This is a genomic window from Holdemania sp. Marseille-P2844 (genome assembly GCF_900120005.1).
In the GTDB taxonomy this organism is placed as follows: Bacteria; Bacillota_I; Bacilli_A; order Erysipelotrichales; family Erysipelotrichaceae; genus Holdemania.
The window spans coordinates 225,242-244,679 of the sequence record NZ_LT635451.1 but is presented as its reverse complement, the minus strand read 5'-3'; the positions used below and the strand labels follow the sequence as shown (position 1 = coordinate 244,679).

The following is a 19,438-nucleotide window of genomic DNA, read 5'->3' as shown; positions in this document are numbered from 1 at the left end:
GTTTTATGTCCTATCCTTTCTCATATTTAATCTGCCAGCTGCGCCGGGAATATACGTCCACGCTGCAAACGCGGCTGGATGCCTTCGGGTTAACCGTAGGGTTGTTCCCTTATCTCATCTATCTTGAGCATACCGGCGCCTGTACGCCGTCCGCCATGGCCCGAAAGCTGCGTCAGGATAACGGCCACATCACCCGCTGTTTAGACAAGCTGGAAAAGCTCGGCTGTTTGATCCGCACGCGCAGCGCGCAGGACGGCCGGGCGTTCACCGTTTCGTTAACCGAAAAAGGCGAACAGATCTGCCAGGAAATCACTGTCGCCAACCAGCAATGGGAGCAGGGGGCGCTGGCCTGTCTTTCACCGGATCAAGCGAAACAGTTAACTGCGCTTTTAAGTCAGGTTGTCCTGAGCTTAAGGAGTGAAAAATGACGCACGCCTGCGTTAAGCCGATCACCATCGGCAAATGTGAACTGAAAAACCGGATCATCTTTGCCCCCACCACCCTGGGCTTAAAGCCGGAAGAAAAAGCCGCGAAGCTAAGCGCGATCGCTCAGGGCCAGACCGCCCTGATCATCCTGCCGGATATCCCGGTTCTCGGTTCCCAAAGTTTACAAAACCCCCGCACTTTCGCCGCTTACCGGCAGCTGATCAGCGAGCTGCATCAACAAGGCGCAAAAGTATCCGCCCAGCTGCATCTTTCAGACGCCAATTTCAAAGCGATGCTGAAATTAATTCCCGCGCTGCTGACACACAGACTCACCGCGGATCAGCTGCGTCAGAAACTGAACGACTCCGCCGCGGTCACGGTCAATCAAATGCGTGAAAAACGGATTCGCGAAATCCTTGCGGCTTTCGGTCTCAGCGCCCAGCAGGCTCAGGCCGCGGGCTTCGATATGATTCAGGTACACGGCGATCGTTTGATCGGCAGCTTCAGTTCGTCACTGATCAACAAGCGGACCGACGAATACGGCGGTTGTCTGGAAAATCGGATGTGGTTTGCTTTGGAAGCAGTGCGGCAGGTCCGGCAGCACTGCTCGCTGCCCATCGACTACAAGCTGGCCGTCCGGCAGATCAATCCGGATTATGGCAAAGCGGGCGTGCTGGAACAGGATCTGGATCCGGTCGTCGGCTGGCTGGAACAGGCAGGCGTCGATTGTTTCCACGTCACCCTGGCGAATCACGGCGCGCTGACCGACACGATTCCGCCCGCGAATCACCCGGCGTTTTCCGCGGAAGGTTGTTTTCTAAAATTTGCCGATCAAGTCAAAGCGCTGACCTGCAAACCAGTGATCGGCGTCGGGAATCTGCGCCATCCAGAATTCATCGACCAGGCGATCGAAAGCGGTCGGATCGACGCAGCCGCAATGAGCCGGCAGCTGATCGCTGATCCCGACTGGACCGCGAAACTGTTGGCTGGTCATCCGGAAACGATCCGGTATTGTGCCGGCTGCAATCAAAAATGTCTGCAAGGTTTGATGAGCCATCAGGGAATTCATTGTATTTATGATCAGAAAAGGAGTGATATCCAATGAAAATCGCAATCGTAGTTCAAAGTAATACCGGCAATACCCGTCAGCTGGCAGAAGCAATTCAATCCGCCCTGCCGGACGAAATGCTTATTTATTCCGGAGCGCCTGCGCCTGAAGCGCTGCAGGCAGACTTGATTTTTGTCGGTTCCTGGACAGACAAAGGCGTCTTCGCCAAGCCGGTCCTGGATTTTTTGGCCCAGTGTCATCAGAAGCAGCTGGCCTTGTTTGCGACCTGCGGCTTTGGCCAGTCGGACGAATATTTCCAGGCGATCCTGAAGCGAAGCGCCGATCAAGTTCCTGCCGACAACACGATCTTGGGCTGCTACGCCTGCCAGGGAAGAATGCCGGAAACCGTTAAACAGCGGTATTTGGCCTTGCAGGCAAAAGAGCCGGAGAATCCGCGCTGGGCTTCCCTGCTGGAGAACTTTGACGCCGCTTTATCGCATCCGGACAGCGCAAATCTTGAAGGTGGCCGGCAATTTGCCCAGCGTATTTTGACAGAACTCCAATAAACCGCAAACCTGAAATCAGCGAGGAAAGATAAACCTTCCCCCGCTGATTTTTATTTTGGACTGCCGCTTAGAATTCTCTTCCTTCCCGCTCGGCAAAAAACATATCGGTAATAAATTCCGGCGATTCCGCCCACAGCGCATTTTCCGTCGGCTGCAGCGTTTTGTACGTTTATGAACGGTAGAACTCCAGCATCGCGTCTTCAAAAGATAAATTGAGTTGTTCCTGAATGATATTCACAACGGCTCGGATCTGTAAACATACATTCATCGTTATGTCCTTTCCGTTAAACGTGTAAATAGCCTCCATCATAGACCTGTCTCCTTTCTAAAGTTAGACTTGTTAACCGAATTCTTTATTCTGTTATTTAATTATGCTTTCTTAGTTTGCAACCCATGCTGAAGCTTGATTATTTCTTCTTCATTCTCCTTCGTTAATTCGCTTATTTGATAAGAACGTATTCTTTCATTGACTAATACCGGAATAAGAAATCCGTGCTGAACAAGACCAGCAACTCTGTTGATAACCGTTTTATTGGTAACTCCTAATTTTTTTCCAAGTTCAATCGGAGTAAATTCTCTAATTCCATTTTCAAACAAATAACTAAGCAGCTCCTTCTCCCTTTTTTTCAAATAGGTCAAGCTCGAAACAACATTACTTTCCTTTGTTTTATATGACAAATCATAAACTTTCTTTGAGTAAAGCTCCATCATTCTTAAGAAATAAGTAAGCCAAATTTCTGGATGCGGCGGATTATTTCTGCCTGAATAATATAAAGCAGGCAACCCCATTTGCAGGGAATTGTAGTATTCTTCTGCATCATAAGCAAAATATTCTTCTAACGAACCAATCCCCTGAAATCCATATCCAAAATAATCGAGCAGATATCCAGAAATCAATCTTGCCGTTCGACCATTCCCATCTTCAAATGGATGAATTGTAACTAATTGATAATGGGCAATCGCCGCGATCAACAACGGATGATCATCAGTATGATCAAGATAGTCTACCAATTCATCAAGCAGTATCGGAACATCAATATACTCAGGCGGAATATAATCCGCGTTCCCGCTCAAAGAATCATAAACCGCAAATAAAACGCCTGCCGGCATGGGCCCCCGCAATCCTATTTTTTCTTTGGAAGCTCCCTTTTCCACGATCGCCTGAACTTCCAAAATCATTCTTTTTGTAACTTTTTCCTTTTTTTTCAACTTATTCTCTAAATATAAAAGTGCCAGATAATAATTTCTAACTTCCTGTTCTGGTTTTAGGAAATGCTTGTGAGGGCCGCTTTCCACTATTTTTCACTAAAATTACACTATTTTTCATTATTATCTTCTTGAAAATAGGATGAAAAAAAGCGGGATTTCCACTTTTCATTTCTTATGCACTAATTTATACGTCCAATTTTTTACCCTGTATTCTTAACCGCAATGATCAATCTTCGCCCATCCCCGCAGCTGCAAGCAGCGCTAACTGGACCTTGGGATCAGCGAAGCAATTCACAGAAGTTAACTCCACAGGAGGAACCGAAGAATCAATACATTCTCTCCAATAAGCCAGATGTACTTGATCAATCGGATGCGCAGAATCTTGGACATCCGTCCCCTCACCCTGCAGATCCACCCAGATCAAAGCCATTCCCTTCGCGTCTTCTTCCATGAAAATTGCTTCCAAAGCCATTTTTTCATCGCTCAGCGTTTCCTGAACCTCCGCCTGTCTTTGGTTCAATACAGCCATCCATTCGCGGGTCAGCTGCTCTTTCCCCGGGCGTACCGCATAGCGGGTCAATGTGAGTTTCATGATAAGATTTCCTTTAATAAATCAGATGTCAGGACTGAACAAGCGATGAATTGACCTGTTCGCATCAATTCGTCGATTTCGTTCACAGACGCCCAGCAGGCTTCTGTCACTTCTTCGCTTTGCAGAACAAGCTCGTAAATACTTCCATTGAACCGGACATGAAACAGGGAAATTTTCCGGCTTTGATGGAATACAATTCGTACAGAAAGACAAGTTTCAGAATTAACCAAAATTCCAAGTTCTTCCTTCAGCTCACGCTGTACTGCATCAAGACTGGATTCGTGAAATTTCACCATCCCGCCGGGGCATTCCCAGTGTCCCCCATCGCTTTTCCCAACTGCCCGGCGGGTGATCAAAACTTGATGCTGATCATTTTCAATCACTGCGACCACGCCCAGAAAGTATCCGTTTTTAAGCACCGCATCCCGCAAAACAGGATAAGAAAAGCGCCGGCCGTGTTCATCGCAAGCCGCTAATAGCTCCTGTTGAAATTGATGTGTTGTATCCATATCCCCGTCTCGCTTTCCTCAGAAATTCTCTTTTAGTCTTCCTTAACAGATCATTGCTTTAACGGCGCAAATTTCTCGTCATATTCATCCTTTGAGATCGCCGGCGCCTCATAGACCCAGTCAATGCTGAACGACAGCGCCTTCGGCGCGTCGATCTCGCTGTTCAAATTAAACACCCGGTGGATTGCTTTCTTGTTGTCTTCGATTGAGCCCTGATACAACCGGACAATCGACATCCGATTCGGCGCCCGGTCGTTGACGCCGGAAATCCGCGCGCCGATCACATTGAATATGTTCTGATTCTGCACATAGCTGCGGTTCATCTTCTTCATCGTTAAGTTAAACAAGCCGATCATCTGTTCCATGCTTAGATTAGTCGACACGTTCTCGCCCGCCGCATCCAGCACCTTCAGCGCCTTATTGACATCCTTCAGCCGCACCGCTTCCGTCAAAATTGCCTGAATCACCTGCTGCTGATTGCTCTGACGCTGAAAATCTCCGGAATTATAAGAATGCCGTTCCCGGGCAAACGCCAGCGTCTGTTCGCCATTCAGCCGGTTAACGCCCTGCGGCACCCACACTGTCTGATGTCCACGTTCATCGGAGGAATCCTGACCGACAAATTCCTTCGGATTGTCGATGATCACGCCGCCTAAAGCGTCGACGATTTCAATGATACCGTGGAAGTTGCTTTCAAAGTAGAAGTCCACATCGACGTCCAGCAGCTGTTTCACCGTATCAATCGTGCATTGGCGGCCGCGCACGCGGGAATTGTTGATCTTATCCGACTTTTGATTGGTATAGCAGGCGATCGGCACATAGCTGTCGCGCGGGATGGACGTCAGCAGCACCGTCATGCTGCCTGGATTGACCGTTGCCAACATCAGCGCGTCGCTCCGGTCGTCGTCCACGCCGATGATCAGCACGGTGAACGGCTCCTTCGTCACGTCCTTATCGCTGCCCTGCTCGGTATGAATCGTCAGCGTGCGGTTAAAGTTATGCACATCGCGCAGCGCCGCCAGCTCCGGCGCGATTTCCTCGTTCGTTTCAAACATGCCCTTATAGTTTTCCGGCAGGGCGGCCACGTCGATTTCCTTGTTCAGCAGCCCTTTTAAAAGCCGTGTATAATCGGAATATTCACGGTATGTTACCTTTAACTTTAATTTTTCAATCTCGTTCTTCGGCATTTGATAGCCCTGCTGCGCCTGTTCGTCATCCAGAATCCCGAACACCTTGCCGTTGAGATCCTGCGCGCTCTGCAGCGCGGCATGCTCATCATCACCCAGCACGACAAAAGAAACGCCGACGGTTTCCTGCGACGATCCCTGATCCATCATCTTGTCCAGATTGACGTTCAGCCGGCCTTCGACATACACGCCAAACGCGCTGATCAAGCCGATCACGACCGCCGCCGTCATCGCGGTCTTCAACAGGCTGACGCTGCGCCGGCCAACGGCCAGCATCGCCAGGAAATTCAAAATCAGCGCCGCCGCCAGAACGATCAGATTCAGACGGATAAACAGCGTCCGGCTTAACGAGCTGAACTGCGTCAGCCCGAGCATCGCCAGCACCAGAAACAAATCGGCGGTCAGCACGAAAAAAGCCATGATCTGATTGATCAAGGTTAAATCACGCCGGACCTTCTTTTTCTTGTGCGGCTGAGTTTTACGTTTGTCCATGTCGGCAGTCCTCCAGAGGTTTAGCATTTGAACATCGCGGATTGCGATGCGTTTATCCGATTTACACTGGATTTATTTTAACATAGAGTCCTGCGCCCTGCAGAAGTTTCTGCGCTTTGTAAGAAATTTGAAAAACTCCCGGATCAGGATTTCCGGGAGAGAGGACGCGATGAATGGTTGACAGGATTGAATAATTTGGAGATCTCGTTGATCAAAATCAGGCTTGCGGACAAACCGAACACGACGGCCCAGCAGGTCCAGTCCAGCGCTGCGGTTTTCAGAATCATCTGGAAGATCGGCAGATTCACCACCATCACCTGCAGCGCCACGCCGATCACAAACGTCGCTAACAACAGCTTATTGCGGAGAATCCCAACCTTGAAAATCGAGTGGTCCAGACTGCGCAGATTCAAGCTGTGGAACAGCTGCGCGATCGACAGGACCATGAACGTCATCGTATGTGCTGTACGGGGATCATAGTTTGATCCGAATTTGAACGCGACTAACGAGATCGTGCCGATATACAGACCATTGAGCACCATGAACGCCCAGCCGCCGTTGGCGAACAGACTTTCCGTCGCCACGCGGGGTTTCTGATCCATAATATAGGGATCCTGTGGTTCGGCGGCCAGCGACAGCGCCGGGAACGCATCGGTAACCAGATTGATCCACAGAATCTGAATCGCCGAGAGCGGCGCCGGGGCGATCGGCATCAGCACGATTGCCAGAAACAGCGTCGTGATTTCCCCCAGATTGCAGGAAAGCAGATACAGCACAGCCTTCTGGATATTGAGATAAATGTTGCGGCCTTCCTCGACCGCGCTGATGATCGTCGCGAAATTATCGTCCGTCAGAATCAGATCGGACGTCTGCCGCGATACCTCCGTTCCGCTGCCCATCGCGATGCCGACGTCGGCCTGCTTCAATGAAGGCGCGTCGTTCACCCCGTCGCCGGTCATCGCCACGATCTTTTCATCCAACTGGTAGGCTTTCACAATCCGGACCTTATCCTGCGGCGTGGCGCGTGCGACAATCCGGATGCGCTGACAGGCCTGAGCCAGCTGATCATCGCTCAGATCCTGCATCTGCACCGAGGTCAGCACCTGCGCCAGCGATTGGGCGATGCCTAACTGGCGGCCGATGGCCAGCGCGGTCTCCGGATGATCGCCGGTGATCATCACGACGTCGATGCCTGCTTTATGCGCCAACGCAATCGCTTCTTTGACACCTTCCTTCGGGGGATCGATCATCCCTGCCATTCCGATAAAACATAACCGGGTTTCAAACTGACTCTCGTCCAGCGAGGCGACGGTGCGCGTCGCCAGCACCAGCACGCGCAGCGCTTCGCCGGCCATCTGTGCGGCGGCTTCCTCAATCTGCCGCCGCATCGGCGTTGTCAGCTCCACCCGCCGGCCATCCTGCCACAAATGCGTACATAACGGCAGCACGCTTTCCAACGCGCCCTTGACATAGACGATTTTTTCCAAGCCCGTCTGATGCACAGTGCTCATCCGTTTGCGCCGGGAATCAAACGGAATCTCGGCAACACGCGGGAACTGCCGGATGATCTGCGCGGCGTCGACGCCGTTATCCAGCGCCCAGCGCATCAGCGCCACTTCGGTCGGATCGCCGATGACACCCTCTGCGTCAAGCTTGGCGTTGCCGCACAGATAGAAGCCTTCCTTCAGCCTCCGTTCCGTCACTTTCTGCGACGTTGTCTGGATTTTACCATTCAGATAGTACGCGACAACCGTCATCCGGTTCTGCGTCAGCGTCCCGGTTTTATCCGTACAGATGACCGAAACCTGGCCGAGTGTTTCCACGGCGTGCAGCTTGCGCGCGATCGCGTGATGATCGCTCATTTTCTGGACGCCCAGCGCCAGGGAAATCGTCACGACCGCCGGCAGTCCCTCGGGAATCGCCGCCACCGCCAGGGAAATCGACGTCAGCAGCATTTCAAACAGATCGCGTTTCTGAATGACGGCGATCACAAAAATTGCCGCACAGATGATGACCGACAGCGCCCCCAGCACCTTTGACAACTCAGCCAAACGCCGCTGCAAGGGCGTCAGCAGCTTTTCCTCATGCTGCAAAAGCTTCGCGATCTTGCCGATCTCGCTGTCCATGCCCGTTGCCACGACCAACCCCGCGGCGTTGCCGTCCAAGACGATCGTCGAGGAAAACGCCATGTTTTTCTGATCCGCCAGCGGCAGCGTCTGATCTTTAGGGTAACGCGCCGAGGCATCCTTATCGACCGGCACCGATTCGCCGGTCAGACTGGATTCCTCCACTTTCAGATGTACGGTTTCAATTAAGCGCAGATCCGCCGGCACGAAGTTGCCGGCTTCCAGAAACACCAGATCACCCAAAACCAGCTCGGCCGCGTCGATCTGCTTCAGCTGTCCGTCACGCTTGACCACAGCTTTCATCGCAGTCATTTTTTCCAGCGCGTGCAGCGCTTTTTCCGCCTTCCATTCCTGGAATACGCCGATCAGCGCGTTGATCGTAATCACCGCAACGATGATGACGGAATCCATCACCTCATGCAGAAAAATGGAGATCACGGCCCCGAGGATCAGAATCAGGATCATCGGATCATTGAATTGTTCCGCGATTTTTTTCAGCAGTGATTCTTCTTTTTTCTTTTCCAGCTCGTTGCCGCCGAAGCGCTGCAGCCGGGCGGCCGCTTCTTTTTCACTCAGGCCCTCGCGGGCGTTAGTCAGTGTTGCTGCTTCCAGTTCCTGTATAGTTTGACGATAGGGCATAGCACTTCTCCTTTACCTATTCCCATCTATATCGCAAATCCCCTCGGATTAGAACGCGGCGCAGCGCCGGATCGTCCGCAAAGCGTGCCAAAAAAAGCCGGATTCCTCCGGTTTTGGACTTTCTTTGACAAATGTTTATGAATTGCGGCGGCTGCCGCCCCATTCCACAACAGTAAATCCGGTTCTGGCCGGGGCCGGGTCTAACGTCTGCGGCTCCATTACAACCGCCTCGTCCAGACCTTCCGAGAGCATATAGACGCGGATCAGTGTATCCGGCTGCGGCTGGCATTGAAGCGGAACGAGCCGGGCATAATCGGCGCAGGGAAACGTAATCCGGTTATAGTCGGATTGGGAGAGGACCGGCAGCCAGTAGGTGATGAAATCGGCGCTCTCCCTTTCATTTAAGCCCAGAATCGCCAGCTTTTCCTCTAAGAAACCGACGGTATCCTCACGGGCTACGACAAACCCTTAATCAAAGTCGAAGTCATCCGGGATCTGCGCTTCGTAATAGAGATATGGATAGCGGCGATCCTGAATAATCAAATCCTCTGCCGTCACCGTGCCTGACCATCCCTGCCGATACTGCGGATAGCTGAGCGTCGGCGGCGTCCCCAAGGTCAGCGTGAAGTCGATTTCCGTATCCTTATAAAGATAAATCACCGGTTTATCCGCGCCGATTTCAGACTTTTCCGGTTCTCCTTCAAAGCAGGCCGGAATTTCTTTTAAATCACACAGGTTCGGTCAGCGTCTGTCAGCGGAGCATCCCAGCCCTGAAAGTAAATCTGTTGGCAGGAATTCGGTTCTTCCTTCAGCATCGGCCAGAGCTGTTCCCACGTCAGCTTCTGCGCTTGTGCCGCTTCCCATTGCGCCGGGGTGAACGCATAAACATCGGGAGTACAATACAAAAGCCAGTAGGGATGATCTGGATCCTCTGACTTCATCAGCGAATAAGTTCTTAACAGGGCATATTCCTCCATGATCCTTACCGGATCATATTCGCCATTATAAGCGTAATCGCAGTTATAGCGAAGCATCAGGTTCTCAATGTACGCTTTTTCCTGATCCCCCAGCTCCAGCTTTGTGTCTACAAAGCTGTAAAAGAGCTTCTTGCCATAGCGATATTGATTGTCAAGCAGCTCATCCTCCAGCGTGCAGTATCCGCCGTAAGGCGTTTCGACTTCGCGCAAGGATGCCTGCTTCCCCGGCAGAATGGCGAACTGAAAACCTGCATCAGTCGTTCTGACGAGCACGGTCGATGCGAAATTGAACTGAAACGGCGCCGGGGGATTCTCCCGCTTCAGCGTTTCTGTTTTCTGCGAATCATAATCATATTTTGTCACGCTCGCGGCGGCCTGGCTGGCAAACGTCACCGCCGCCACCGGATCGATATCCTTGCGATATTCCCCCGCAATGAAATAACAGCCCATTTCCTGCGGTCCCAGTGTGCGGTTGATCGGAATTTCGCGGATTCCGCCTCGGTTGCCTTTAAGATCCAGAGAAAGGATCTGGATTTCCTGATCAGTATGATTGGTGATCTCAACCTGATTTAAGGGCTGAGTAATATCGAAGCCTGTTTCATCCGCAGGTGAAAGTGTAATGGTAAACGCCGTCTCTGCCGAGATGACAGCCGGCGAAACGACGGGAGTCGGTTCTATCGGCGAAGAAGCTGGTACGCATCCGCCAAACAGGACAGCCAGCACGGCCACGATCCTGAGGCTTCGCTTTTTCCGCTGCATAATTTTCCCCCTTTCCCACGTCTTGAATTCTTAGTCAGCCTGCGTTTATTGACATTGCCGAAGCAGTTCTTCTGCCTGACGGCGCTGTTTCGGATAGTAGAAATATTGATCCTCATGCAGGGAGTAGCCGTGCACCGCCAGCACTAAAAACCGCCGCGCCTGCCGTAAATCTGCTTCGGTCCCTTTTCCTTCCAAATAACATCGACCTAAGCGCAGGCAGACCTCCGGATAATCCATAAGCTCTCCCGTTTCCCGCAGATGCTGAAACAGCTTGCGGTAAAACTGAAACGCCCGGATTTCATCCTTTTTAACAAATTGACCACGTTGGTAAGCGTCGGCAACCTTCATAATCGCTTCGGGATTTCCCAGCTTCGCCGCCTGCACAAAATAGCGGAATCTTTCGGCCGGATTCTTCGTCACGCCCCGCCCATAGGTATAACATAACCCAAATTCGTCATCGCCTGACCATTACCCAGACTGGCGGATTCCAGATAATACCGCACAGCCGTCCTGAAGCCTTCCGGCGTTTCGCTTTGATACGCTTTCGCGCCCCGATTCAATAATTCGTCGCTGCGTTCTTTTTCCATCATAAAAATCCTCTTTATCTGCTTTAATCATACCGCAAAACAAGATGATGTTCATTTACAAATTGTTTATTATTCATATGAAATAAAGATGGAAACCTATTTTCGCAGCATTCCCATCTTTTTAACTTTTTGTGCTTTTTCCAGCCTTTGTTTACTGACCTTCTATATCTCACATTAAATTCTGTTTTTCTTACTCTGCGCTGAGTTCATGCAGCTGTTCCAGAAGCAGAACCCCGCAAAGCAACACCGTCACCGAGGACAACGGACAACGTCGCTGACCGTCGATTGTCAGGCAGGCGTCCTTGTTGACGCAGCAGTTGTCGATCACAATATCCGCCGTCTCAAACAAGCGCCGGCCGCTGGGATGATCGGACTTGATCACCGGCGACTGTTTCATGTTCGTGATTGCCGCGACCGTCGTTTTATTCGACCACAACAACCGCGCCAGCTCGACGTTCATCACACTTTTCCCGGTGTTGGACGGCATCAGGAATACGTCCTGGGGTTGAATTTTATATTTATCAATCAACATCTGGGCATAGTCGCGCTGCTTCTGCGTCCAGCCGCTCTGGACTGGATCGAATACCATCAATTCCTGTTCCAGAATCGGAACGACGTTATCCGGCGTCTTCTCCTGCGCCATCAAATCCTGAAGCATGTGCGAATGACCGCTGCCCATGACGATCAGCCGGCCTTGCTTCCGCTCCAACTCCTCAGTGACTTTGGCGATCGAAGGCAGTTGGGTCTGTTCAAATTGTTCCAAAATTTCCAGCATGCTTTTATTCAGTTCATGCACAGCGCTGGCGGGATCCATCCCGGCCGCCAACGCAAAACTGACGGCATTGACCGCCTGGGCGCCATAGACCTGCAGCATAGGCAGAAAACGTTCTTCTACGCTGAACAATCCCGGCACTTCCGTCTGCCGGTCCGCCTGCAGCATCTGCCATTGAATCCCTAACCGGCGGCAATGCTTTTCCATCGCGGCATACAGCGGCGTATCCTGACTGTGGAAGGACAAAACCAAATCATTTCGCTCTATTTTCCAGGCTTCGATCAGCACCCTGGCATATTCCGGACATCGGATTAACGAGGCATAGCGGCGATCGTAGGTCATCAGCTCACGGGGAAACAGACCGATGATTTCAGGATGTCCCTGCAGCCGGGCCGTCAGCTCTTCCGCAAACCAATGATCCTCGCCGATCCCGAAGGCATACACCTTCCGGCCTTCCGCCAGCGCCTGCGCTAACTGCGTCCCGATCCGGACAAACTGATCCATCTGTGATTCTGTCCAGCCCAGCCAGACCTTTTGGAACAAACGGCACTCTTCTTTCAGCATATTCAACACCTCTTCTCTAATTATACGGACAACGACGCAAAAAGGAAGCCTTCGCTTCCTTAAAATTGAATGACTATTCGACGACGATCCGAACTTTGTCGCCTTCCGCCGAAACCACGTCGACCAGTTCGCCGACCTGACCGTCTTCAACCAGTTTCATGATCAAGTCAAGATCCACGCCTTTCAGATCCACGTCCATTCCGCTGAGCTTCATCTGTTTGGTGAAATCCAGACCTGCGCGGATTAGCGACACCGGCACATTGACGCGCACCCGATCGTTATTGGCCGACTCAACCTGAATCCGCAGCATTTTCGGATGGGAAGGCGCGCTGTAAATCAACGGACGCACCTCCGATTCAGCCGGTTTGGACGTCTTCTCCGTGCGTTTTTCACTTTCTTCGATCGCATCCAGCAGCCGCAGCCCTTCTTCCACGCTCAGCGTGCCATCTTTGACCATTTCCATAATTTTTTCTCGGGAGTTCATGTTGTTCCTCCTACTTTTTTAACAGCGCAATCGCTTCTTCGGCGCTGATCTCGCCCTGCTGCAGCCGTGAGAGCACATCGTCGGCACGGACGGCAGGTTCTGCTTCCTGCTTGACCGGAAAGCCCATCTTGGTGATGATCGTATCCAGCATTTTCTTGACCGTCGGATAGGAAATATTGAATTCCTTTTCCATTTCCTTGATGTTGCCCTGAACCCTGATAAAGGTCTCGACGAACTGCAGTTCATCTCGATTCAGATAACTGAAACGGGATAAGGCAAACTCGCCGGTAATCTCCGTATGACAGCGGGTACAGGTTAACCGTGTCGCAAGCAGCTGATTGCCGCAGACTGGACACGTTCCGAACACTTCATTTCGCATCGTGTTTCCTCCTTATCCTAAAATATCAATGAGCACCCGATTCGGACCGGATTCCACCTCGACCAGCCGGAATGGCTCGCAGGCTTTCAATTCCCTGACCGACGTCTGCACCAGGTCCAGAATCGCGTCGCGGTTATCCAGCAGGAGCTGCACGCTTTCATCGCGCGACTGAGCCGGAACATACTGCGATCCCCACAGCACAACTTTCAAGATTGCCGCGGCGGCGCTCAGCGGAATTGCCGGAATCACGACATTTTGTTCAGGCGACTCCACAATGATCTTAATCTTTTTGGCCATCCTCGTGTCCTCCTGAGAATATTATAAATTATATTTGAATTATTTCAAGAACTTTTTAATATTTTTAATATATTGATTAATTATTTAAATAACATTAATTCAAAATTTTATGAATTCCGTTTCGAATTCGAATGTAGACATAGGCCGAATGCAGGTCGGAAAACGTCTTCATGTGGTGATAATAGGAAAACGCAGGATCGCTTAACATATCCAATACGATGTAGCGCCAGCTGACGCCGGTTTCCGCCTGAATCCAGGCAGCCGCGCCCCGTTCCGGTTTGATCTGCCAGTTTCCGCATTGCAGACACTGCTCCTGAAGCTCAACCGTCATCCCGTCAAGCTGCTCGCACGGATGTTGATCATCAAGAAAATAACGCACAAAAGAACATGCCTGTTTCAGGCTGTTCCAGACTTCTCTTTCCGCTTCGCCAACCCGCGCAACGGCGATTAATACCGGCGGATGATCCTGCGCATAACGAATAAAACGTTTCCGGCAAAGCTGCGCGTCATAACTGTCGCCGAGAATATCAGAATCCAGGTAAACCAGATCCATGACTGGGACCTCCTTCCGCATTGCTTCTATTCTTATTTTACCACGATCAAGCGCTTTCAACCAGAACAAGAAAAAAGACGGAACCAAAGCTCCGTCTTCATTCACGTTCGTTTATTTGCGGGAGAGAAAGAAACTTGGGATGCCGCTGTTGTCTTCCTCGTCTTCTTCCGTTTCCTTTTTGATTTCTTCCGTGATCTTATTCGCGACCTTGACCGACGGTTTCGCCTGGGAAGGCACCTTGATCTTCGGCAGATCAAAGCCGGTGGCGATGACTGTCACGATGATCGATTCGCCGATCTTCTCGTTAATCGCTACGCCGAAGATGATGTCGATGTCATTGCCGGCCGCTTCACGGATGTATTCGACTGCGTCGTTCGCGTCGTAAATCGAAATGTTCGCGCCGCCGGTGACGTTGACGATCGCCTTCTTGGCGCCGTTGATCTGAGCTTCCAATAACGGCGACTGAATCGCTTTCTGCGCCGCTTCCTGAGCCTTGTTATCGCCCTGGGAAATACCGATGCCGATCAGCGCGCTGCCCTGACCTTCCATGACCGAGCGCACGTCCGCAAAGTCGAGGTTGATCATGGCAGGAACCGCGATCAGATCGGTGATCGTCTGCACGCCCTGACGCAAAACGTTATCCGCTTCTTTAAACGCTTCAACAAACGGAATCCGGCCGATGACCTGAAGCAGTTGGTTGTTGGAAACGATGATCAGAGAATCAATGAATTCGCTCAACTGACTTAAACCGGCTTCGGCCTGCGCCATCCGCCGCGGTCCTTCAAAGGAGAACGGCTTGGTGACGATGCCGACGGTCAGCGCGCCCATTTCCTTGGCGATCTTCGCAAACAGCGGAGAAGCGCCGGTGCCGGTGCCGCCGCCCATGCCGGCGGTGATAAAGACCATATCGGAACCCTGCATCGCTTCGCGGATTTCTTCTTCATTTTCCAAGGCCGCCTTGCGTCCCATTTCCGGGTTCGCACCAGCGCCTAAGCCGCGGGTTGTTTCCCGGCCCAGTATAATTTTGTTTTCTACCGGAGACTTGTTGAGATCCTGCATGTCGGTATTGGCGACATAGAATTCAACGCCCTGAACGCCTTCCTCGACCATGCGGTTCACGGCGTTGCAGCCGGCGCCGCCGATGCCGAAGACTTTAATTTTCGCAACCTGATTGTATTCTAAATCCATCTTCATTCATCCTCTCGTTTCCTATTTCTGTTTGGCTTCAAAAAGCATGTCTTTTAATCGTTTTGTAATCGAATCGTCAACGCTGGTTTTTTCTTTCTTCAACCCGCCGATCGTCACCGCTTTTTCAAACTGTGCGGCGTTCACGCCGACCTGATCGGTATTTAACAGCGGCTGCTGATCCTTGTAAGCATAGAACAATCCCAGACACCCGGTTAACGCACTGTCGCGCACACCCAGGGTTTCCGGATAATACACCTTCGCCGGCGCTCCCAGATGATCCTGGACATATTCCGCGATTTCCTGCAGCTCGCCGCCTTCGCCGACGATCACAATCTGCGTCTTGCCCGCTTTGAGGATCGGTCGGCACATTTGTTCAATCTGTTCCATCCAGGATTCCAGTGGTTCCCGAATCGCTTCGCACAGTTCCTTTTCGGAAAGCGTGTACGTTTTTGTATTTTTTGACCAGATATAGATCGGCGTCTGCACCGGACGACGCTGATTCAATCGCGTGTTGTATTTGACTAAGCGGACGGCTTCCGCCAGCGGCAGTTCGTACCGTTCCACCAGCGCCTGGCTCCACTGATCGATTCCCTGTTCGATAATCTCACAGCTCGCCAGCTTGCCCTTGGACAACAGCGACAGAGTCGTCGTCTGTTCTTCCAGCCGGATTAAAATTAAATTCTGATCCATCGTCTGCTCGAACAACGCCGCTTCCTTCGCGATCGCAAAGCTGTCCAGACTGATATCCAGCACTTCCAGCCCCGCCTGTTCGACACAGCTGACATATTCAAACGCGATCTTACGGTTCGCGCATAACAAATCGACGTCCACCGTCAGCTCGTCGCACAGCTCGCCGATCGGCATCCGCCGCGTCGAGATCCCATTGCACGTATACCGCACGCACACTGCGCTGATCAGCGCCAGTCCGTTCTCAATTTTCGTTTTCATGGCGTTTTTAACCGCTTCCCGAACATCAAGAACGGTTACCCGGCGGTCAAAAGAAGAAACCGGCACCGTAATCTTCAGCGATTTGCGCATCATATCCCGCGAGGGAATGGATAACAAAACCCGTTCAATCCGTGCACCGATCATGCGGGAAGCGTTTTCCGCCGCCCTCCGGATCGCTTTGACAATTTCATTGGGTTCCGTCAGCTGATGAAACTGAACGCCCGCCACAGGAACCCGTTCGACTTTGATTATATTAAAGCGAGTATTGAAGAACTCGCCTACCAGCAATCTAACTTCGTGATCCGCTATCTCCAGCGCCGCGAAAATCTGCTTGTCCATGCCTTTTTCGACCCCCTGAGCTACACATATATACTATATCATAAAACACTATTCAACAAAAGAATTTTTCCAACAATTCGCTTTGCCTTCCACGCCGGATAAAAATGATGTCAGCTTCCTGCGAACGCTGGCGATTTTGGCAGAAATCCGGCGGTTTTTCGTATTTCCAAGCCGCCGTTGTAAAAAAATCCTTTTTCTTTATCACCTTTTTCGGATAACGCCTTGCATTTTTTGGATGATCATGTTATAGTTTACAAGCGAAATTAAGACAGAAAGGGGGGTTACGGTTAATGTCTAGAGTATGTGCCGTATCCGGTAAAAAAGCCTTATCAGGAAATAAGCGTTCTCATTCCCTGCACGCATCCCGCCGCAAGTGGAACGTTAATTTACAAAAAGTTAAAGTGATGGTTGATGGTAAGCCACAGCGAATCCGTATTTCCGCCCGTGCTTTAAAAACACTGAAGGCTCAGCAGAAAAACGGTTAATTAAAAAGGAGTTCACGCTCCTTTTTTTCTTGGCTCAAGTTTCTCTCTGGCTGGTCTCTGTCAGGTTAAAGCCGGAAGACGCTGCTGCAAGCAGGCTAATTATTTTAATCTCGGTATTTAGAAAAAAAATTATTTAACAGGACCGCAGCCCAGGAAAATTGTTCTTTTTCCGATCGTCTGCGGTCTTTTTTTTCCAGATACTTCCAGGCGTTTTTCACTCAACTTTTGCTTTATTTCAGGATCGAACGATTACTCCGGCTGGGCATTGTTTTCCGCTTCCCGGATCGGGATCGTGTACTCCCCTTCGCTTTGCCATAGGCCGTCGCAATGCAGCCAGTCCGGTCCTTCGCAGCGGACAAGCCAGAAACGATAGTGAAGCCGGTCTTCCGCGATCCCATCGTAAAGCAGCCACAGCGTCTGACCGCCGTCGCTTTCCAGCAGCGCCTGCTGCCCATCGGTGCTGAGCGAAGCTTCCTTTTGCGCAAAGGCTTCATCCAGCAGGATCTGCATCGCCTGTGCGGGGGAACGGCGGTTAATATACATATAGGTTGTATCATAAAGACCGCTGACAAAATAATGCACCAATTCCGGCACCGCTGGAAACTCAGGTTCCAGCTCCACGGGCTCCAGTCCGCTCATTCCTTCCTCCAGGGAAGGCATCAGCGCTGCCAACACGGCGTTCTCCGCCCGCATCAAACGGAGCTTATAGGTCATCGTAAACGCTTCGCCGCTGGGTCCGGCGCCCTGGTTGCCTGGGGAAACCGCCCATTCGTTCGTTTTGACCTCCACGAGCTGATCGGCATCGGTCCCCGCCAGCACTTGTACAGAAGCCAGTTCCACGCGGATATCGACGCCGTTAACCCGATAGCCTTCATCCCGCTGACGCAGGGTCAACAAACTCAGCCAGAGCGGATCGGTGCTGGCGGTGTCCAGCTTCATTGCGCCGTTGGGTAATGGCTGCGATAACGTCGGATCCGCAAGGATCGTCTGACGCATCACTTCAACCAACGGCGTTTCGTCTTCCTCCGGAAGGTCCGGGGTCTGAAATAAACCGACATCAGGCAGGGGCGAGGTGCGGACAAAGTTCAGCGGCGCGGTCGGGTTCATTGCGACCGGACAGAGAATCAGCGAACCGTCGATGAACAGATCCTGTTCGTTCAACGTTCCCTCCTCGCTTAACACCAGCGTCCACTGCGGCAGTCCGTCCCGGCACAACGCCAGCGCCAGCGTCCCGAACGGCACCGCGTCGTCATAAGCATAATCTTCCTGAAGCGTTCCATTTTCCAGATGAATTCCCGTGCGGTCGACTACGATTTTCCAGCCGGCCGCGTTGGTTTCCATCAACGACCATTCGCCCTGGATCGCCGAAGCCATGTTATGATAGCTGATCGGATCGCCGCGGTCGCCAAACGTCGCGATCATCTGATGAACGCTCCGGTCCAGCGTTTGATAGGTGATTGCACAGACATCCTCGGCCAGCCACTGCAGCTTCACCGGCCCTTCCACCGTATAGGGAAACGTGTCTTTTTCACGCCGGTAAAGACCATAGCGGCTGCGGCAGAGCACAGTCTTCCCGGTTGTTTTATCCTGCTTGATCACGACCTGATGACGGCCGTCAGCCGAAAAGCTGATCGTCGTCGGCCGCTGCTGGATCGCCTGCTGCAGCTGCCAGCCAAACCCCGCCATCAGCACCAGCGCGATGCCCAAGCCGCTTTTTCGCCAGCTGGGCGTGCGGATCAGAACGCTGCCGGATAAAGCCAATGCCAGAACCAACATTAAATTTAACAGCGGTGAAATCCAGTCCGCAATGTATTCCCAGCCTCGGGCACGGACGATCGTGTACGTCACAATTTGAAGCGCAAGAATTCCGACCGCCACGATCAGGCATACGATGGCCGCCGCAGTCCAGCCGTGGCGTCGCTGCCGGGTTTGCCGCGCCTGATCCAGCTCGACCAGTGAAGGCGATCCGGCTTGAAGCGTTTCCGTCTGCGCAGCGGCAGGGTCATCCTGAACGAGCTCGTCGACTGAAATTCCAAAGCAATTCGCTAACTGACGCAGTTTATCAAGACTGGGAACTGATTGTCCGGCCTCCCACTTTGACACCGCCTGCCGGGAAACCGCGCATTTTTGAGCCAGCTGTTCTTGTGTCCAGCCGGCCGCTTTGCGCCGCCGCTGAATATTTTCCGCTAATTTCACCATCGTCCACTCCTTTCGACAGAAACCAGTGTAGCACGATCAAAACGGCATTTCCAGCCCGGAAACCAACAAAACAAAAAGGCAACCGACGGTTGCCTGGATCCTCCATCCTTCTG

At 51.8% G+C, this 19,438-nt stretch carries 22 protein-coding genes; 4 read left to right on the top strand and 18 right to left on the bottom strand.

Annotated elements, in window-relative coordinates; genetic code table 11:
* The first annotated feature begins 5 nt into the window (after positions 1 to 5).
* From bilQ to bilS, 3 genes are read left to right on the top strand one after another with little or no spacing between them, the layout of a single operon-like run.
* Positions 6 to 428 (top strand): bilirubin utilization transcriptional regulator BilQ, encoded by a 423-nt coding sequence (bilQ, locus tag BQ7364_RS07820; RefSeq protein WP_072684209.1) that lies wholly within the window; start codon positions 6 to 8, stop codon positions 426 to 428.
* Positions 425 to 1,531 carry a bilirubin reductase gene (gene bilR, locus BQ7364_RS07815; RefSeq protein ID WP_072684208.1) on the top strand — a complete coding sequence of 369 codons (1,107 nt, stop codon included), beginning with the start codon at positions 425 to 427 and terminating at the stop codon, positions 1,529 to 1,531. Before bilQ ends, bilR begins: the two co-directional genes overlap by 4 nt.
* On the top strand, positions 1,528 to 2,040 hold the full coding sequence (gene bilS, locus BQ7364_RS07810) for a flavodoxin family protein BilS (protein WP_072684207.1): 513 nt from the start codon (positions 1,528 to 1,530) through the stop codon (positions 2,038 to 2,040). Before bilR ends, bilS begins: the two co-directional genes overlap by 4 nt.
* A gap of 169 nt (positions 2,041 to 2,209) precedes the next feature.
* Here bilS and BQ7364_RS18350 read toward each other — a convergent pair whose 3' ends face one another.
* From BQ7364_RS18350 to BQ7364_RS07730, 17 genes are all read right to left on the bottom strand, one after another.
* Positions 2,210 to 2,350 carry a hypothetical protein gene (locus BQ7364_RS18350; protein ID WP_229100731.1) on the bottom strand — a complete coding sequence of 47 codons (141 nt, stop codon included), beginning with the start codon at positions 2,348 to 2,350 and terminating at the stop codon, positions 2,210 to 2,212.
* Between the two features lie 59 nt (positions 2,351 to 2,409).
* Positions 2,410 to 3,249: a Fic family protein gene (locus BQ7364_RS07800; RefSeq protein ID WP_200798777.1), complete on the bottom strand. Its 840-nt coding sequence runs from the start codon at positions 3,247 to 3,249 to the stop codon at positions 2,410 to 2,412.
* Between the two features lie 226 nt (positions 3,250 to 3,475).
* Positions 3,476 to 3,841 (bottom strand): DUF6176 family protein, encoded by a 366-nt coding sequence (locus BQ7364_RS07795; RefSeq protein WP_072684206.1) that lies wholly within the window; start codon positions 3,839 to 3,841, stop codon positions 3,476 to 3,478.
* Positions 3,838 to 4,260 (bottom strand): NUDIX domain-containing protein, encoded by a 423-nt coding sequence (locus BQ7364_RS07790; RefSeq protein ID WP_159432775.1) that lies wholly within the window; start codon positions 4,258 to 4,260, stop codon positions 3,838 to 3,840. The genes BQ7364_RS07795 and BQ7364_RS07790 overlap by 4 nt, the downstream gene beginning before the upstream one ends.
* Positions 4,261 to 4,400: 140 nt before the next feature.
* A complete protein-coding gene (locus BQ7364_RS07785) occupies positions 4,401 to 6,029 on the bottom strand; it encodes an LCP family glycopolymer transferase (protein ID WP_072684204.1) in 1,629 nt (542 codons plus the stop codon).
* A gap of 143 nt (positions 6,030 to 6,172) precedes the next feature.
* A complete protein-coding gene (locus tag BQ7364_RS07780) occupies positions 6,173 to 8,794 on the bottom strand; it encodes a cation-translocating P-type ATPase (RefSeq protein WP_072684203.1) in 2,622 nt (873 codons plus the stop codon).
* 468 nt (positions 8,795 to 9,262) lie between these two features.
* Positions 9,263 to 9,454, bottom strand: a complete 192-nt coding sequence (locus tag BQ7364_RS07775) for a hypothetical protein (protein ID WP_072684202.1) — start codon at positions 9,452 to 9,454, stop codon at positions 9,263 to 9,265.
* Between the two features lie 62 nt (positions 9,455 to 9,516).
* Entirely contained in the window at positions 9,517 to 10,530 is a 1,014-nt protein-coding gene (locus BQ7364_RS07770) for a hypothetical protein (protein ID WP_072684201.1), read from the bottom strand.
* A gap of 45 nt (positions 10,531 to 10,575) precedes the next feature.
* Complete coding sequence (locus BQ7364_RS07765; RefSeq protein WP_072684200.1) at positions 10,576 to 10,950, bottom strand: tetratricopeptide repeat protein; 375 nt, start codon at positions 10,948 to 10,950, stop codon at positions 10,576 to 10,578.
* Complete coding sequence (locus tag BQ7364_RS17965; RefSeq protein WP_159432774.1) at positions 10,947 to 11,120, bottom strand: hypothetical protein; 174 nt, start codon at positions 11,118 to 11,120, stop codon at positions 10,947 to 10,949. The genes BQ7364_RS07765 and BQ7364_RS17965 overlap by 4 nt, the downstream gene beginning before the upstream one ends.
* A 187-nt stretch (positions 11,121 to 11,307) precedes the next feature.
* On the bottom strand, positions 11,308 to 12,453 hold the full coding sequence (locus BQ7364_RS07760; RefSeq protein WP_072684199.1) for an SIS domain-containing protein: 1,146 nt from the start codon (positions 12,451 to 12,453) through the stop codon (positions 11,308 to 11,310).
* Between the two features lie 73 nt (positions 12,454 to 12,526).
* Complete coding sequence (locus tag BQ7364_RS07755; RefSeq protein ID WP_072684198.1) at positions 12,527 to 12,937, bottom strand: SHOCT-like domain-containing protein; 411 nt, start codon at positions 12,935 to 12,937, stop codon at positions 12,527 to 12,529.
* Between the two features lie 10 nt (positions 12,938 to 12,947).
* Entirely contained in the window at positions 12,948 to 13,316 is a 369-nt protein-coding gene (locus BQ7364_RS07750; protein WP_006058960.1) for a DUF2089 domain-containing protein, read from the bottom strand.
* Positions 13,317 to 13,328: 12 nt separating this feature from the next.
* Complete coding sequence (locus BQ7364_RS07745) at positions 13,329 to 13,613, bottom strand: hypothetical protein (protein WP_072684197.1); 285 nt, start codon at positions 13,611 to 13,613, stop codon at positions 13,329 to 13,331.
* A 94-nt stretch (positions 13,614 to 13,707) separates the two neighbouring features.
* Positions 13,708 to 14,166, bottom strand: coding sequence for a hypothetical protein (locus BQ7364_RS07740; RefSeq protein ID WP_072684196.1), 459 nt, complete (start codon positions 14,164 to 14,166; stop codon positions 13,708 to 13,710).
* A 111-nt stretch (positions 14,167 to 14,277) separates the two neighbouring features.
* Positions 14,278 to 15,354, bottom strand: a complete 1,077-nt coding sequence (ftsZ, locus tag BQ7364_RS07735; RefSeq protein WP_083538534.1) for a cell division protein FtsZ — start codon at positions 15,352 to 15,354, stop codon at positions 14,278 to 14,280.
* Between the two features lie 21 nt (positions 15,355 to 15,375).
* On the bottom strand, positions 15,376 to 16,641 hold the full coding sequence (locus tag BQ7364_RS07730) for a cell division protein FtsA (protein WP_072684194.1): 1,266 nt from the start codon (positions 16,639 to 16,641) through the stop codon (positions 15,376 to 15,378).
* Between the two features lie 290 nt (positions 16,642 to 16,931).
* On the opposite strand from BQ7364_RS07730, the gene rpmB reads away from it, so the two are divergent.
* Entirely contained in the window at positions 16,932 to 17,126 is a 195-nt protein-coding gene (gene rpmB, locus BQ7364_RS07725) for a 50S ribosomal protein L28 (protein WP_006058954.1), read from the top strand.
* 249 nt (positions 17,127 to 17,375) lie between these two features.
* On the opposite strand, the gene BQ7364_RS07720 is transcribed toward rpmB, so the two are convergent.
* On the bottom strand, positions 17,376 to 19,325 hold the full coding sequence (locus BQ7364_RS07720) for a helix-turn-helix domain-containing protein (protein ID WP_072684193.1): 1,950 nt from the start codon (positions 19,323 to 19,325) through the stop codon (positions 17,376 to 17,378).
* Between the last annotated feature and the right edge of the window lie 113 nt (positions 19,326 to 19,438).

What these genes read in the sequence shown, in the direction of transcription:
- BQ7364_RS18350 (WP_229100731.1), bottom strand. Translation starts at nt 2,350, where the DNA reads ATGATGGAGGCTATTTACACGTTTAACGGAAAGGACATAACGATGAAT.
- BQ7364_RS07745 (WP_072684197.1), bottom strand. Translation starts at nt 13,613, where the DNA reads ATGGCCAAAAAGATTAAGATCATTGTGGAGTCGCCTGAACAAAATGTC.
- BQ7364_RS07770 (WP_072684201.1), bottom strand. Translation starts at nt 10,530, where the DNA reads ATGCAGCGGAAAAAGCGAAGCCTCAGGATCGTGGCCGTGCTGGCTGTC.
- BQ7364_RS07755 (WP_072684198.1), bottom strand. Translation starts at nt 12,937, where the DNA reads ATGAACTCCCGAGAAAAAATTATGGAAATGGTCAAAGATGGCACGCTG.
- BQ7364_RS07750 (WP_006058960.1), bottom strand. Translation starts at nt 13,316, where the DNA reads ATGCGAAATGAAGTGTTCGGAACGTGTCCAGTCTGCGGCAATCAGCTG.
- bilQ (WP_072684209.1), top strand. Translation starts at nt 6, where the DNA reads ATGTCCTATCCTTTCTCATATTTAATCTGCCAGCTGCGCCGGGAATAT.
- BQ7364_RS07785 (WP_072684204.1), bottom strand. Translation starts at nt 6,029, where the DNA reads ATGGACAAACGTAAAACTCAGCCGCACAAGAAAAAGAAGGTCCGGCGT.
- bilR (WP_072684208.1), top strand. Translation starts at nt 425, where the DNA reads ATGACGCACGCCTGCGTTAAGCCGATCACCATCGGCAAATGTGAACTG.
- BQ7364_RS17965 (WP_159432774.1), bottom strand. Translation starts at nt 11,120, where the DNA reads ATGATGGAAAAAGAACGCAGCGACGAATTATTGAATCGGGGCGCGAAA.
- BQ7364_RS07795 (WP_072684206.1), bottom strand. Translation starts at nt 3,841, where the DNA reads ATGAAACTCACATTGACCCGCTATGCGGTACGCCCGGGGAAAGAGCAG.
- BQ7364_RS07740 (WP_072684196.1), bottom strand. Translation starts at nt 14,166, where the DNA reads ATGGATCTGGTTTACCTGGATTCTGATATTCTCGGCGACAGTTATGAC.
- BQ7364_RS07780 (WP_072684203.1), bottom strand. Translation starts at nt 8,794, where the DNA reads ATGCCCTATCGTCAAACTATACAGGAACTGGAAGCAGCAACACTGACT.
- BQ7364_RS07720 (WP_072684193.1), bottom strand. Translation starts at nt 19,325, where the DNA reads ATGGTGAAATTAGCGGAAAATATTCAGCGGCGGCGCAAAGCGGCCGGC.
- rpmB (WP_006058954.1), top strand. Translation starts at nt 16,932, where the DNA reads ATGTCTAGAGTATGTGCCGTATCCGGTAAAAAAGCCTTATCAGGAAAT.
- BQ7364_RS07760 (WP_072684199.1), bottom strand. Translation starts at nt 12,453, where the DNA reads ATGCTGAAAGAAGAGTGCCGTTTGTTCCAAAAGGTCTGGCTGGGCTGG.
- bilS (WP_072684207.1), top strand. Translation starts at nt 1,528, where the DNA reads ATGAAAATCGCAATCGTAGTTCAAAGTAATACCGGCAATACCCGTCAG.
- BQ7364_RS07730 (WP_072684194.1), bottom strand. Translation starts at nt 16,641, where the DNA reads ATGGACAAGCAGATTTTCGCGGCGCTGGAGATAGCGGATCACGAAGTT.
- ftsZ (WP_083538534.1), bottom strand. Translation starts at nt 15,354, where the DNA reads ATGGATTTAGAATACAATCAGGTTGCGAAAATTAAAGTCTTCGGCATC.